The sequence below is a fragment of the Vibrio quintilis genome (assembly GCF_024529975.1).
GTDB lineage: Bacteria > Pseudomonadota > Gammaproteobacteria > Enterobacterales > Vibrionaceae > Vibrio > Vibrio quintilis.
On record NZ_AP024897.1, the window covers coordinates 2790047 to 2804451 of the forward strand.

Sequence of the window (14405 nt, forward strand, 5' to 3'; positions counted from 1 at the left end):
GCCCGGATTTATTCCGGGTGACTTTTGGGTGCGACCCGGTGGAAAACTTTATGTCCACAGTCAATACAGGGAATAATTTCTGTTGGGTGATTATATTCGGCTTTATGGCCACATTTCTCACACTGAAGCACACCCAGCCCTATCATTTCACCTGACTGATAAATTCCCTGATGTTCAAGTTCCTGAGCCAGTTCAGCCCACTCAAGCGCAGAACGGTCGGTAATTGACGCCAGACCTTCCCAGATTGAGTTCATGATCATAACCGCAAAGTGGCCACTCTGACTTTCATGATAATTCGTTGCAAACTCCTGCAAGTCAGCCCGGATATAAGCTGAAATAATGGCAAGCTCATCTTTGGTCATATCTGAGGCGGCTTCAGCAACTCTCTCTGAAGTCTCAATCGCGTGACTCAGCGATTCCTGACTATTTTTAACGGTATCAACAATCTCTTTCAGTAATGATTCATATCCTGTGCGATGTTTTGGCATCTCAGACCTCCTTCGAACCAGATTGACTATTGTTGTGCATCCCCGCTTTAGGTATTCTATGTCGATCTACAAAAATCTGTTCTAATTGAACTCACAAATTCCAGGATAACGGATATCATCGATGCAAGAACAATATAACCCTCAAGATATTGAACCTCAGGTTCAGGCACATTGGGAAAAAAACAAAACTTTTGTTGTAACTGAAAACCCAAATCAGGAAAAATTTTACTGTCTATCCATGTTCCCATATCCAAGTGGACGACTGCACATGGGACATGTACGTAATTATACTATCGGTGATGTTGTCTCTCGTTTCCAACGACTGCAAGGAAAAAATGTCATGCAGCCGATTGGCTGGGATGCTTTTGGCTTACCTGCAGAAAACGCAGCAGTAAAAAATAAAACTGCACCCGCTCCCTGGACTTACGAAAACATTGAATACATGAAAAACCAGCTGAAACTGTTGGGTTTTGGTTACGACTGGGATCGTGAATTTGCTACCTGCCGCCCCGAATATTATCGCTGGGAACAAGAGTTCTTCACTAAGCTTTACGAGAAAGGTCTTGTCTATAAAAAAACCTCATCAGTCAACTGGTGTCCAACTGACCTGACTGTATTAGCCAATGAACAGGTAGAAAATGGCTGCTGTTGGCGGTGTGATACACCAGTTGAGCAGAAAGAAATTCCTCAATGGTTTATTAAAATTACTGATTATGCACAGGAATTACTCGATGACCTGGATAATCTGGATGGCTGGCCGGAAATGGTCAAAACGATGCAGCGGAACTGGATTGGCCGTTCTGAAGGGGTTGAACTGAAATTCCATGTCCACGACCATGGCGACCTTGAGGTATACACAACCCGCCCTGATACCTTAATGGGTGTGACATACGTTGGAATTGCTGCCGGACACCCACTGGCAACATTAGCGGCGAAAAACAACCCTGAACTGGCAGACTTTATTGAAGACTGTAAAAATACTAAAGTTGCTGAAGCTGAACTTGCAACAATGGAAAAGAGAGGGATGGATACCGGCCTGAAAGCCATTCATCCACTCAACGGCCGGGAAGTCCCGGTTTATGTCGCAAACTTTGTATTGATGGATTACGGTACAGGTGCAGTCATGGCAGTTCCGGCGCATGATCAGCGTGACTTTGAATTTGCGACTAAGTACGGACTGGATATCTTACCTGTCATCAAGCCAGCTGATGGTTCTGAACCGGATATTTCTGAAGCAGCATATACCGAAAAGGGCATTTTGTTTAATTCCGGCGACTTTGACGGTATGGATTTTCAACAGGCGCTTGATGCTATCGCGACAAAACTTGAGTCCGAAGAAAAAGGCTGTAAAACAGTGAATTTCCGCTTGCGTGACTGGGGCGTATCCCGTCAGCGTTACTGGGGGGCACCAATTCCAATGGTCACCACAGAAGACGGCGAAGTTCATCCGGTACCCGCAGACCAGCTTCCGGTTATCCTGCCGGAAGATGTTGTGATGGATGGCGTGACAAGCCCGATTAAAGCAGATAAATCCTGGGCAGAAACAACGTGGAATGGCCAGCCGGCATTACGTGAAACGGATACGTTTGACACCTTTATGGAATCTTCCTGGTATTATGCCCGTTACTGTTCTCCGCAAGCAGATCAAATCGTTGATCCGGAAAAGGCAAATTACTGGCTGCCAGCAGACCAATACATCGGTGGTATTGAGCACGCATGTATGCACCTGCTCTACTCCCGTTTCTTCCACAAACTGCTGCGTGACGCTGGTTATGTCACCTCTGACGAGCCATTCAAGCAGTTATTGTGTCAGGGCATGGTTCTGGCTGATGCATTCAGTTATACCAATGAGAAAGGTGGTAAAGAATGGATTTCACCCACTGATGTTACAATCGAACGCGATGGAAAAGGCCGGATTACGACGGCAACTGATCCTCAGGGACGTGAGCTGGAGCACGCGGGCATGATCAAAATGTCCAAGTCAAAAAACAACGGCATTGACCCGCAGGAAATGGTCAATAAATACGGTGCTGATACGGTCCGTTTGTTTATGATGTTTGCTTCTCCGGCTGATATGACACTTGAGTGGCAGGAATCCGGCGTAGAAGGCGCAAACCGCTTCCTGAAACGGGTCTGGAAAGCCGTTCGCGAGCATTCACTGAAGGGTGAAGTAACTTCCGTCACTCCTCAGGATCTGACCACTGAACAAAAAGCATTGCGCCGGGATGTTCATAAAACCATCGCGAAAGTAACGGATGATATTGCCAGACGACAAACGTTTAACACGGCTATTGCAGCAATCATGGAACTGATGAACAAGCTGACGAAAGCACCTCAGGCAGAAGCGCAGGATCGGGCAATTCTTGATGAAGCTTTAAGAGCGATCGTTGTGATGCTGTCACCAATCACGCCACACATTTGCTTTGAGATGTGGGATGCATTCGGTGAAACAGATATCGATCACACCAACTGGCCAGCTTATGACCCGAACGCGCTGGTTGAAGATGAAAAACTGATTGTTCTGCAGGTCAACGGAAAACTACGTGGTAAGCTGACCGTTGCTGCGGATGCAACCAAAGAACAGGTCGAAACCCTCGGCCTTGAAGACGAGAATGTAAAAAAATTCACAGACGGTCTGACCATCCGTAAAGTGATTTATGTTCCCGGAAAACTGCTGAACATCGTCGCTAATTAAGCAGTTGAGTGTCCGCACTGTGACTGGCATCAGCCAGGTTACAGTGCGGACAGTTTATGACTGACAATATTCCTTTATATCGTGAAATTAACAGACAGGATTCGAATGCAATTCATTAAACAATATCGTTTTCAGTATCCCCTGATCGTATGTCTTTCAATGCTGCTAACTGCTTGTGGTTTTCACCTGAGAGGAGATTATGATATTCCGGAATCACTCAACCGGCTGTCGCTGACCAGTTATGATCAATATAGCCAGCTGACCCGGATGATCAAAAACCAGCTCCATATGAACGAGGTTAAAATTGTTCCGCCAGCGGAGAAAACTCCCAACCTTCACCTGATCAGTGAAACACTGAGCTCACGAACTTTATCTGTTTACCAGAATACCCGGGCCGCCGAAGAAGAGCTGACCCTGAAAGTTAAATATCAGGTCACCGTTCCGGATGTCGGCGCACGAAAATTTGTCACCAGTGTTACCCGGAGTTATTTAGACAACCCACTGACTGCCCTCGCAAAGTCGGTCGAAAGAACTATGATAGAAGATGAGATGCGTCAGCTTGCGACATCACAGATTATCCGGCAAATGGCCCGGCTAAAATCGAATATCAAAAATATTGAACAGAATCAACCGGAAACACAGCAAAATATTCCTACAATCAATATAACGACGAATGAATTAATTCCTCAAAGAACAAAAAACCAGTAGTCAGATATCCGGATTATTGTGATGCGTATTTTTGCAGAAAGTTTAGCCGGTCAGCTTCATCAGCAATTGCTGCCGGTATACCTGATCTTCGGGAATGAACCACTCCTGATTCAGGAATCCAAAGCCGCCGTCAAAGCAGCGGCCAAAAATCAGGGCGTGGATACGTTTTGTCGTTATCAGGTGGATTCATCACTCAACTGGGATGAAGTTTTTGAGCACTTTCAGACACTCAGTCTGTTCTCAAGCCGCCAGCTGGTTGAATTAACCTTACCGGATTCTTTTACGGCTTCTGTCACATCAAAGTTGCTGACACTCAGCACTCTGGTCAATCAGGACACAACGTTAGTGATTAACGGACCAAAGCTAACCAAAGCCCAGGAGAATACAAAGTGGTATAAAGCACTGACAACAAATGGCTGCCATGTGAACTGCCTTTCTCCGGATTTAAACCGGCTGCCGCAATTTGTTTTACAACGATGTAAAGGATTAGGTCTTTCTCCTGACAAAGAAACCATACAGATGCTGGCCCAATGGCATGAAGGAAACCTGCTGGCTTTAGTGCAAAGTCTGGAAAAACTGGCGCTGTTGTACCCCGATGGTCAGCTGACCGTCATCAGAGTTGAAGCATCGCTGTCCAGACATAATCACTTTTCTGTATTCCACTGGATTGATGCCTTGCTGGACGGTAAATCCAACCGCTGTCAGAGAATTTTACGCCAGTTGAAAGCAGAAGGTACAGAACCGGTCATCCTGCTGAGAAGTGTGCAGAAAGAGCTGTATCTGCTGCTGGAACTTCAGTCCCAAAAAGACCATCAGGATATCTATCACTTAATGAATCAGTACCGGATATGGAAGAATAAGCGCCCTTTCTATATTCATGCGTTAGAACGCCTGAATTTACCGGCCATACACAGATTGATTCATCAACTGAGTCACCTGGAGTCTGTCACTAAACTACAATACAATCAGGACCCGTGGCCATTACTGCAACAGCTCAGTATTGATTTCACACAGGTCAGACAAACCAGCACTGTATCACCAGTGAAACATGATATAATGTAACAAGCTTTTGTCATAAAAGCAGATAATGATGCAGAGGAGAAACGTTTTTGCTACGTGAAGACTTAAAAGATTTTTTAATCGATAAAGCCGATGATATGAAGGCTGAGAATATTTTAACGCTTGATGTTACCGGTAAATCCAGCGTCACTGATTATATGGTCATCTGTACCGGAAACTCTAAAAGACATGTTTCGTCAATTGCCAGTCATGTTGCAATTGAAGCCAAAAAAGCGGGTATCACCTCCTATGGTATTGAAGGAGAAGCTGACGGAGAATGGGTTGTTGTAGACATGGGCACATCAATGTTGCATGTCATGCAGGAAGAACAACGCGATCTGTATCAACTTGAAAAGCTCTGGAGTTAACGTGTGAAGATTCAACTGATCGCTGTCGGTACAAAAATGCCCTCATGGGTTGAAACCGGATTTAGTGAATATCAACGCAGATTTCCACATGACATGCCACTTTCGCTCACCGAAATCCCGGCAGGGAAACGGGGAAAGAATGCAGATATTTCCCGGATCCTCGAGAAAGAGGGTGAAGCCATGCTTGCAGCCGTCCCCAAAGGTAACAGAATAGTTACACTCGATATCCCGGGGAAACCCTGGGATACGAATCAGTTGTCTCAGCAATTAGAAGGATGGAAGCTCGATGGCCGGGATGTTTCTATCCTGATTGGCGGACCGGAAGGTCTCGCCCCGGCCTGTAAACAGGCTGCAATGCAAAGCTGGTCACTTTCTCCATTAACACTTCCTCACCCATTAGTGCGTATCATTATGGCAGAAAGCCTGTACCGGGCCTGGAGTATTACAACGAATCACCCTTATCACCGGGAATAATGTGATATGTTACGCAGACGCAGTCAGATTCGCGATTACAAATCAGAAGATCAGCTTTTCCGGAACCGGGCCATTTTCGCATTCTTAGGTATTGTGATTCTGATATGTATATTAATCATGAACTTATATACACTTCAGGTCGTTCAGTTTCAGGACTATAAAACACGTTCCAATGACAACCGGATCAAAATTGTCCCCATCGCGCCGAATCGCGGTTTAATTTATGATCGTAATGGTGTTTTACTGGCCGAAAACCGCCCTATTTTCAACCTTGAAATTACCCCGGAGCAGGTCAAAGATATCTGGGGCACTATCGAGCGTTTAGACACGGTTATTCATGTTCCTCAGGAACGAATTGATGCATTTAAAAAAGAGTTGCGTCAGACACGCCGTTTCAACTCAATTCCGTTGTTAACTCAGTTAACCCCGAAACAGGTTGCTAAGTTTTCAGTCAATCAGCATAAATTTCCCGGCGTTTCAGTCTCTGCCACGCTAAAGCGTTACTATCCTTACGGAAAAATTCTGACGCATGTGATTGGCTATGTTTCCCGTATCAATGACAAAGATATACAGCGACTGAAACGGGAAGCCAAAGAAGCCAATTATCAGGCCACACGGGATATCGGTAAGCTCGGTATTGAAAGATACTACGAAGATATCCTCCACGGTATGCCTGGCTATCAGGAGGTGGAAGTCAACAGCCGGGGCCGGATTATCCGCACGCTCAAATATGTTCCTCCGGTCCCCGGAAAAGATATTGTGCTTAATATCGATGTCGGACTACAAGAATACCTTTATCAGCTATTTGAGGGACGCAGAGGGTCTGCAGTTGTACTGGATCCGAAAGATAACGGGGTGTTAGCAATGGTTTCCAGTCCGAGTTACGATCCCAATGCATTTGTTCACGGAATTTCCGGTAAAGCCTACCGAACATTACTCAATGACAAAGACAGGCCACTGGTCAACCGGGCAACTCTGGGCATTTATCCGCCTGGATCAACTGTGAAACCGATGATTGCCGTCTCAGCATTACAGACAGGTATCATCACACCAAATACAACCCGGAATGATCCCGGTTACTGGCGGATTCCAAACTCAAAAACCAGACCCTTCCGGGACTGGCGAAAATGGGGACATGGGCGGGTTAATATCACCAAAGCGATTGAAGAATCCGTGGATACTTTCTTTTATCAGGTCGCTTATGATATGGGCATCGACAGGCTTTCTGAATGGATGCGGAAATTTGGCTATGGTGAATATACCGGCATTGATATATTTGAAGAAAGTAAAGCCAATATGCCAACCCGGGAGTGGAAGATGAGTCGCCACCGGACACCATGGTATCAGGGAGATACAATTCCTGTCGGAATCGGACAGGGGTACTGGACCGCAACGCCAATGCAAATCGCCAAAGCAACCTCAGTGATTGTTCATCACGGAAAAGTACTCGCGCCACATTTATTGCGTGCCACTATCGAAAATGGTGAACAATTTGATAAGCAAAAACTGGCGGAAGTTGAAACCTATCCGCCCATCACTGGTGTTCCGGAGAAATACTGGAATATCGCTATCAACGGGATGTATCTGGTAAACCATGGTTCCAGAGGCACATCAAGAAACGCATTTCATGGGCTGAAATACAAGAGTGCCGGTAAATCGGGCACTGCTCAGGTCTTCAGTCTTGGTGAAAACGAAGAGTACAATGCCGATGAACTTGCTGAACACCTGAGGGATCATGCACTGTTTACCGGATTTGCTCCGCTAGATGATCCCAAAGCAATCGTCACAATTGTGCTGGAAAATGCCGGAGGCGGTTCAAGTCACGGTGCGCCCGTTGTCAGAAAAGTGTTTGATCATATAATCCTTGATGAAAAGCAGGAAGAGGCGAAGCAATAATGGAATTCAACCCATCGACAAGTCAGCGCCGCACTTTTTTCGACCGGCTGCATATTGATCTCCCTCTTCTGCTGGGACTCCTGTTAGTCATGGGGTTCGGTCTGGTTGTCATGTACAGCGCCAGCGGACAAAATCTGGCAATGATGGACAGGCAAGCTATGCGGATGGTGCTTTCACTGGTTGTGATGGTTGTTCTGGCCCAGTTGTCCCCGAGAAGTTATGAAACAATGGCACCCCTGCTTTTTTTCTGTGGCATCCTGCTGCTCGTCGGCGTTCTGTTTGCCGGAGAAGCCTCTAAAGGTGCTCAGCGCTGGCTCGATATCGGTATCATTCGTTTTCAGCCCTCAGAGCTGCTCAAACTTGCAGTTCCTCTGATGATCGCCCGTTATATCGGCAAACATCCGTTACCCCCATCATTCAAAACGTTGCTCGTCTCTCTGATTATGGTTTTTGTGCCAACCATTTTAATCGCCAAACAACCTGATCTGGGCACTTCAATTTTGATTGCGGCATCAGGGATATTCGTTATTTTTCTGGCCGGAATCAGCTGGCGGATTATCTTTGCGGCTCTGCTTGCCCTTGGTGCATTCGTTCCTATTTTGTGGTTCTTCCTGATGCGTGAGTATCAAAAAGTCCGGGTCAGAACTTTATTTAATCCGGAATCGGATCCACTGGGTGCTGGTTACCATATCATTCAGAGTAAAATTGCTATCGGCTCCGGAGGCATTATGGGAAAAGGCTGGCTGCACGGTACTCAGTCACAGCTGGAATTTCTTCCTGAACGACATACCGATTTTATTTTTGCTGTTATTGCAGAAGAGTGGGGCCTGATCGGTATTATTGTATTACTTGCTGTATATTTATTTATTATTGGCCGGGGACTTTATCTGGCCAGTAACGCCCAAAATGCCTTCGGAAAAATGATGGCAGGCAGTATTGTTTTAAGTTTCTTTGTTTATGTTTTCGTCAACATCGGCATGGTGAGCGGGATTTTACCTGTTGTTGGCGTTCCTTTGCCATTAATTAGTTATGGTGGCACATCCATGGTCACACTCATGGCTGGATTTGGCATTTTGATGTCAATACATACTCATAAAAAAGCATTTTCAAAGGCAAACTAATGCGAATAAAAACAGATAAGCCACTTTTCTGGTTACTGGTTTTCATCCTCTCCGGCTGCAGCTCCTCCGGACGTTATGCGATTGAAAATGATACAAAGCCTGAAAAACCCATTTCCATTGAACATGTGGAAGATGCACAACCTAAATTTGAACCCTACAGTTTAGGTGGCAATAAAAATTACACCGTCAATGGTAAAAGCTACAATATTATTCGTGACCCTGAAGGTTATAAAGCGCAAGGGATAGCCTCGTGGTATGGAAAAAAGTTCCATGGTCATCTCACCTCAAATGGTGAAATATATGATATGTATTCGATGACAGCTGCCCATAAAACATTGCCGATTCCGAGCTATGTCAAAGTAACGAACACAAAAAATGGCAAGTCAGCCATTGTCAGAGTGAATGACCGGGGACCATTTCATCCGGCGCGGATTATTGATTTAAGCTATGCTGCTGCTTATAAACTGGGTATTCTGCAGACTGGCACAGCGCCGGTGATGGTTGAGTTTCTGACCCAGAAGAAAGAGAAACCTGAAAAAGCGGAATTCTCTCCCGCTGCTCACTATGTCATACAGATTTCATCTTCAAAACAATTGAACAGTACGCGAACTTTATCGAAAAAATTGAGTCAAACTTTGTCTGTGACCAGTTTTATTAATAGTTTAGACGATAAATATCGTGTATTTTTAGGGCCATTCGATAACTTCGCCCGAACACAGCAAATATTGGAGGAGGTAAAACGGCTTGGATACAATACAGCCTTTATCAGAAAGCCTCCGGAGACTCAGGAGAAAAATGATCTCTCGCAATCAAACTGATTTGAGGTTAGAGAGAAAAACTTTTTCTGTTAAGATATACACAACTACTTGTAAAAGTCTGCATTTACCATGAATAAAAAAACAATTTCAAAGTCTATTATTGTGTCTGCTGTTGCTTTATCAGCCACATTATCTAACGCACTAGCTTCTCCGATTGTCGTTCCCGATGCACCTCAAATTGCCGCTAAAGGCTACGTCCTGATGGACTATCATTCAGGTAAAGTCCTTGCAGAAAAAGAGATGAATACCAAGCTGGCTCCGGCAAGTCTGACCAAGATGATGACCAGCTATGTCATTGGACAGGAACTGGCCAGAGGCAACATTACACCTGATGATGATGTTGTCATCAGTAAAAATGCCTGGGCCAAAAATTTTCCGGACTCTTCAAAAATGTTCATCGAAGTGGGAACAACCGTTAAGGTCAAAGAACTGAACAAAGGTATTATTGTTCAGTCAGGCAATGATGCCTGCGTTGCTATGGCCGAGCATGTCGCCGGTTCAGAAGATGCGTTTGTCGACCTGATGAATGCCTGGGCGGGCACAATTGGCATGAAGAACACCCACTTTGCCAATGTCCACGGTCTTGACCATGGCAACCACTACTCCACACCATATGACATGGCACTTTTGGGGCAGGCACTGATCAGGGATGTTCCAGACGAATATAAAATCTATGCTCAGAAAAAATTCACTTACAACGGTATCACACAATATAACCGAAACGGGCTATTGTGGGATAAGAGCATGCATGTAGACGGCATCAAAACCGGTCATACCAGCCATGCAGGTTACAGCCTGGTCAGTTCTGCAACTGAAGGAAACATGCGTTTAGTTTCTGTTGTCATGGGTACCAAGAGTGCGAATGCCCGTAAGTCTGAAAGTAAAAAACTGCTGAGTTACGGTTTCCGCTTCTTTGAAACAGTTGCTCCGCACAAAGCCGGCCAGACTTTTGTTCAGGAAAGAATCTGGATGGGTGACAAAAGTACAGTGGCTTTAGGTGTCGATAAAGATACTTATGTAACGCTGCCCCGCGGACAGGCCAAAAACCTGAAAGCCAGTTTCGTCCTTGAGAAAGAGCTGCAGGCACCAATTCACAAAGGCGATGTAGTTGGTAAACTGTTCTATCAGCTCGATGGTAAAGATGTGGCTCAATACCCGCTTCTGGCGCTTGAAGACGTCGAAAAAGGCAGTATTTTCAGCCGCCTGTGGGATTACATCGTCTTACTGTTTAAAGGACTGTTCTGATACTGAGAAACAGCCACTGATGTTGATGTGATAAAAACCGGCTTGTCATGCCGGTTTTTTTATACCATGCCAGTCAAAAACGCCATCTTTTACGATTGCAACATACTGACATAGACCTGTACACCCCGTTCCGTCAGCGAATAGGTCCTTCCTTCTTCTTTGGCGACCAAGCCACAATTCACCAACTGCCTGAGATGGAAGTTAAACTTGGTATGATCCTCTACACCCACAACACGACATAAATCCATAAACTTCAGCTTGCGATGAATTTTAAGCTGCTTCACAACCATTCTCCGGATTGGATTGGATAATGCTGAAAAAATCATATCATTATGCCGTTCATCCATTGGTGGCTTTGGTGAATGTTGTGTATAGACTCTTTTCAGCGTCACAGACAGAGACGCCAGATTAAAGGGTTTGGTCAAAAACTCATCCGCTCCTTTTTTCATCGCATCCACAGCCATGTCAACCGTCGCAAACGCAGTGGTTATTACAATACCGATATTCGGATGCATTCGCCTTAATGAAGATAATGCTTCAATGCCGGTCATGCCTCCCATCACCACATCCATCAGAACCAGGTCAATATGTTCAGAGGCCGCATAGTCCAGAGCATCTTCGGCGTTATCAAAGGCAATTACGTCGAATGATTCCAGTGTTAATGCTTCAGTCAACACCTCTCTGAGTTGCTGATCGTCCTCGGCCAGTAATAACTTTAACGTCATTGATTTCTCCCCGGTAAACGCATTTCTGCGACAAATCCTTCTGAATGATTACGCAGTAAAAGTTCTCCGCCGTGTCTTGATATAATCTGCCTGCATAATGACAACCCCATCCCTGTCCCTTCGCCTTTAGGCTTGGTCGTAAAAAATGGCTGAGTGACCTTATGCATCATATCCGGTGCGATCCCATCACCATAATCCAGCACCTGAACCACTGCATTAAGTTTATCCCGGAAGCATCTGATCTTTATTCTTTTATCATCTTCTTGACTGGCATCAATCGCATTTGAGATGAAATTACTGATGACTTCTTCCAGTAATCCAGAGTCACCATCAACAACGAGTTGTTCATCGGCCTCCAGTCTCAATTCAAACTGGGTTAAACGATATTGATTCAGCTGAACTGCCGCCCCGATCGTATCACACAACCGCACTTTTTCATGTTTTACCGGCTTGTGGTGCGCATAGTTCAACACCTCATGACTAATTTCTGCGGCCCGGGTCAGACTATTCATAATCCGGTTAATTTGCCGGTGATAATTTTCATCATCCGGTAATTGTCGTGACAGTAAATCACAGCTTACCATCGCACTGCTGACCGGCGTTTTGATTTCATGGGCAACCGCTGAAATCAACTCCCCCAGCTCTTTCAGTTTGGCATCCTGATGCAGCTGGTGTAGTGCAGCTTCTGTCTGACTGTCACGTTCCCGGTCAAAAACCCGCAAGGCATACCAAAGTGTCACTGTGATACAAACTGCCCAGAATGTTTGGCAGACTAATACCCACAGTCCGGCATCAACGGAAAATAAACCAGCAAACAAACCATATCCGGCCAGCGCCAGCCCCATGAGCTTAAAAGGCAACGAGGCACCATAGCCTTCCTCTTCAAGAATATTGGCATAACTATGTACTGCCAGACCGGATAACAGACCACCTCCCAGCGCAAAAAACCACCGAATCTGCTCGCGGGTATGAGCAATGTAGACCTGATAGGAGTTCATATCATAGCGAAGGACTAATCCGGCGATAAAAATGACCAATACGGCAACCATGCCTCCCTTGAGCCAGCGGGTGTAACGCCATGAGGTCAGATTCAGCATTTGCCAGGCAAAAAGGCTCAAAAAAACAAAGGAGAGACAGAGTTTAATGGTTTTCAGCGTCTCAACATGTTTGATTGCACCAGCTTCATTCCGGAATATGACCAGGTATAGCTCTGACCACTCATGAATCCCATGTATCAACCCAAATGCAGCTAAAAGCGGTAATACCCCGGCAATATGAATACGGCTTTTTCTGAGGTTTCTGAAAAAAACAGAAGCGAATACGGAAAAGCACGCTAATCCATAAATCAAATAAACCTTAAATATAATCAACATATCCATATTATTAATAATCCAACCAAGATATACCAAGAGATGCTTCCCAAAATAATTCATTTTTATGAACAACTGTCATATCTGGTTACGCTTCATTTTGTGAATAATTATTATCAGATTTATTTTAATTATGATAAACCTGTTTATCAAATGCATCCTTTTCTAATTATCTTCATAAAAACGTCATATTACATTTCTAATCTCAATCTCGTCGATTGGGTTGCACCGATTGGCAGATTGAATTCATTTCAATTCTTTTAGTTTTATTTCAACGCTAAAACTAACAGGGGCTATTTAAGTTTTTATTTTTGATTTAAATAGCCCGCTTCATTTGTTAAATGATATCGGAGATATATTGTGAAATTCATTAAATCAGCTCTTGTGTCTTCATTGATGGTGGCTGCGTCATTTGGCGTTGCAGCAAAAACTACCATTAATGGTGCTGGTGCAACTTTCCCACTACCTATTTATGCCAAATGGGCAGAGCAATACCAAAAAGAAACCGGGAATCAAATCAACTATCAGGGGATTGGTTCAGGTGGTGGTATCAGACAAATCACAGCAAAAACTGTCGACTTTGGCGCATCTGACGCACCATTGACCATTAAAGAGCTGAATAAGAAAGGGATGATTCAATTTCCAATGGTGATGGGCGCAATTGTTCCGGTTGTGAATATCCCGGGAATTAAAGCTGGTGAATTAAAATTAACAGGGAATGTCGTTGCAGATATCTTCCTTGGAAAAATTAAGAAATGGGATGATCCGGCAGTCGTTGCACTCAACCGCAACATCAAGTTACCGCATCAATCGATTTATGTTGTTCACCGTTCTGATGGTTCAGGCACCACTTATAACTTTACACAATATCTGAATCAGGTGAGTTATGACTGGCGCACTCAGGTCGGTTATGCGAAAGACATCAGCTGGCCAAAAGCTGCAACAGGCATTGGTGGAAAAGGCAACGCGGGTGTTGCTAACTTCGTGAACCGCACGAAAGGTTCCATTGGTTATGTTGAATATGCCTATGCGAAGCAAAACAACCTGGCTTATACACAAATGAGAAACAGCGCTGGTAAATTCCTGATGCCAACCATGGAAACATTCCAGGCAGCAGCTGCCAACGCAGACTGGAAAAATGCACCAGGTTACCATCTTCTGCTGAACAATCAGCCTGGTGATGATTCATGGCCACTGACTGCAGCAACCTTTATCCTTCTGCATAAAGATCAGGTAAATACGAAAAAAGCTCAAGCGATGGTGGCGTTCTTTAAATGGAGTTATAAACACGGTAATTATGCTGAAAAACTTGATTATGTACCTATGCCGGAAAAAGTTGTCAGTATGGTGAACAGCACATGGAAACATAGTTTAGTTCATAACGGCAAATCAATTATTAAATAACAGAAATTCAGGCCTTTATTAATTTATGACCCGA

13 protein-coding genes are annotated in these 14405 nt (G+C 44.7%); 10 read left to right on the plus strand and 3 right to left on the minus strand.

Features of this window, described 5'->3' with window-relative positions:
• Positions 1 to 8: 8 nt before the first annotated feature.
• Complete coding sequence (locus OC443_RS12765; protein WP_073585444.1) at positions 9 to 488, minus strand: zinc ribbon-containing protein; 480 nt, start codon at positions 486 to 488, stop codon at positions 9 to 11.
• A gap of 121 nt (positions 489 to 609) precedes the next feature.
• Here OC443_RS12765 and leuS point away from each other — a divergent pair, with 121 nt between their 5' ends.
• The 9 genes from leuS (at position 610) to OC443_RS12810 (ending at position 10872) form a co-directional block, all read left to right on the plus strand.
• A complete protein-coding gene (leuS, locus tag OC443_RS12770; RefSeq protein WP_073585445.1) occupies positions 610 to 3183 on the plus strand; it encodes a leucine--tRNA ligase in 2574 nt (857 codons plus the stop codon).
• 105 nt (positions 3184 to 3288) lie between these two features.
• The gene (locus OC443_RS12775; RefSeq protein WP_073585446.1) at positions 3289 to 3891 is read left to right on the plus strand and encodes an LPS-assembly lipoprotein LptE; all 603 of its coding nucleotides are present in this window, start codon (positions 3289 to 3291) and stop codon (positions 3889 to 3891) included.
• Positions 3892 to 3912: 21 nt separating this feature from the next.
• Positions 3913 to 4953, plus strand: a complete 1041-nt coding sequence (gene holA, locus OC443_RS12780) for a DNA polymerase III subunit delta (protein ID WP_073585447.1) — start codon at positions 3913 to 3915, stop codon at positions 4951 to 4953.
• Between the two features lie 47 nt (positions 4954 to 5000).
• Positions 5001 to 5318 carry a ribosome silencing factor gene (gene rsfS / locus OC443_RS12785; RefSeq protein ID WP_073585448.1) on the plus strand — a complete coding sequence of 106 codons (318 nt, stop codon included), beginning with the start codon at positions 5001 to 5003 and terminating at the stop codon, positions 5316 to 5318.
• Between the two features lie 3 nt (positions 5319 to 5321).
• On the plus strand, positions 5322 to 5792 hold the full coding sequence (rlmH, locus tag OC443_RS12790; RefSeq protein ID WP_073585449.1) for a 23S rRNA (pseudouridine(1915)-N(3))-methyltransferase RlmH: 471 nt from the start codon (positions 5322 to 5324) through the stop codon (positions 5790 to 5792).
• 6 nt (positions 5793 to 5798) lie between these two features.
• Complete coding sequence (gene mrdA, locus OC443_RS12795) at positions 5799 to 7688, plus strand: penicillin-binding protein 2 (RefSeq protein WP_073585450.1); 1890 nt, start codon at positions 5799 to 5801, stop codon at positions 7686 to 7688.
• Positions 7688 to 8809: a rod shape-determining protein RodA gene (gene rodA, locus OC443_RS12800; protein ID WP_073585451.1), complete on the plus strand. Its 1122-nt coding sequence runs from the start codon at positions 7688 to 7690 to the stop codon at positions 8807 to 8809. Before mrdA ends, rodA begins: the two co-directional genes overlap by 1 nt.
• The gene (locus tag OC443_RS12805; protein WP_073585452.1) at positions 8809 to 9627 is read left to right on the plus strand and encodes a septal ring lytic transglycosylase RlpA family protein; all 819 of its coding nucleotides are present in this window, start codon (positions 8809 to 8811) and stop codon (positions 9625 to 9627) included. Before rodA ends, OC443_RS12805 begins: the two co-directional genes overlap by 1 nt.
• Positions 9628 to 9696: 69 nt before the next feature.
• Entirely contained in the window at positions 9697 to 10872 is a 1176-nt protein-coding gene (locus OC443_RS12810; RefSeq protein ID WP_073585453.1) for a serine hydrolase, read from the plus strand.
• Between the two features lie 89 nt (positions 10873 to 10961).
• Here the strand turns inward: OC443_RS12810 and OC443_RS12815 are convergent, their stop codons facing one another.
• A complete protein-coding gene (locus tag OC443_RS12815) occupies positions 10962 to 11597 on the minus strand; it encodes a response regulator (RefSeq protein ID WP_073585454.1) in 636 nt (211 codons plus the stop codon).
• Complete coding sequence (locus tag OC443_RS12820; protein ID WP_073585469.1) at positions 11594 to 12976, minus strand: sensor histidine kinase; 1383 nt, start codon at positions 12974 to 12976, stop codon at positions 11594 to 11596. The genes OC443_RS12815 and OC443_RS12820 overlap by 4 nt, the downstream gene beginning before the upstream one ends.
• A 351-nt stretch (positions 12977 to 13327) precedes the next feature.
• Here OC443_RS12820 and pstS point away from each other — a divergent pair, with 351 nt between their 5' ends.
• Entirely contained in the window at positions 13328 to 14371 is a 1044-nt protein-coding gene (gene pstS / locus OC443_RS12825; RefSeq protein ID WP_073585456.1) for a phosphate ABC transporter substrate-binding protein PstS, read from the plus strand.
• Positions 14372 to 14405: the final 34 nt, after the last annotated feature.

Excerpts from the sequence above, each read along its gene's own strand:
- OC443_RS12765 (WP_073585444.1), bottom strand. The coding sequence starts at position 488 with ATGCCAAAACATCGCACAGGATATGAATCATTACTGAAAGAGATTGTT.
- leuS (WP_073585445.1), top strand. The coding sequence starts at position 610 with ATGCAAGAACAATATAACCCTCAAGATATTGAACCTCAGGTTCAGGCA.
- OC443_RS12775 (WP_073585446.1), top strand. The coding sequence starts at position 3,289 with ATGCAATTCATTAAACAATATCGTTTTCAGTATCCCCTGATCGTATGT.
- holA (WP_073585447.1), top strand. The coding sequence starts at position 3,913 with ATGCGTATTTTTGCAGAAAGTTTAGCCGGTCAGCTTCATCAGCAATTG.
- mrdA (WP_073585450.1), top strand. The coding sequence starts at position 5,799 with ATGTTACGCAGACGCAGTCAGATTCGCGATTACAAATCAGAAGATCAG.
- rodA (WP_073585451.1), top strand. The coding sequence starts at position 7,688 with ATGGAATTCAACCCATCGACAAGTCAGCGCCGCACTTTTTTCGACCGG.
- OC443_RS12805 (WP_073585452.1), top strand. The coding sequence starts at position 8,809 with ATGCGAATAAAAACAGATAAGCCACTTTTCTGGTTACTGGTTTTCATC.
- OC443_RS12810 (WP_073585453.1), top strand. The coding sequence starts at position 9,697 with ATGAATAAAAAAACAATTTCAAAGTCTATTATTGTGTCTGCTGTTGCT.
- OC443_RS12815 (WP_073585454.1), bottom strand. The coding sequence starts at position 11,597 with ATGACGTTAAAGTTATTACTGGCCGAGGACGATCAGCAACTCAGAGAG.
- OC443_RS12820 (WP_073585469.1), bottom strand. The coding sequence starts at position 12,976 with ATGGATATGTTGATTATATTTAAGGTTTATTTGATTTATGGATTAGCG.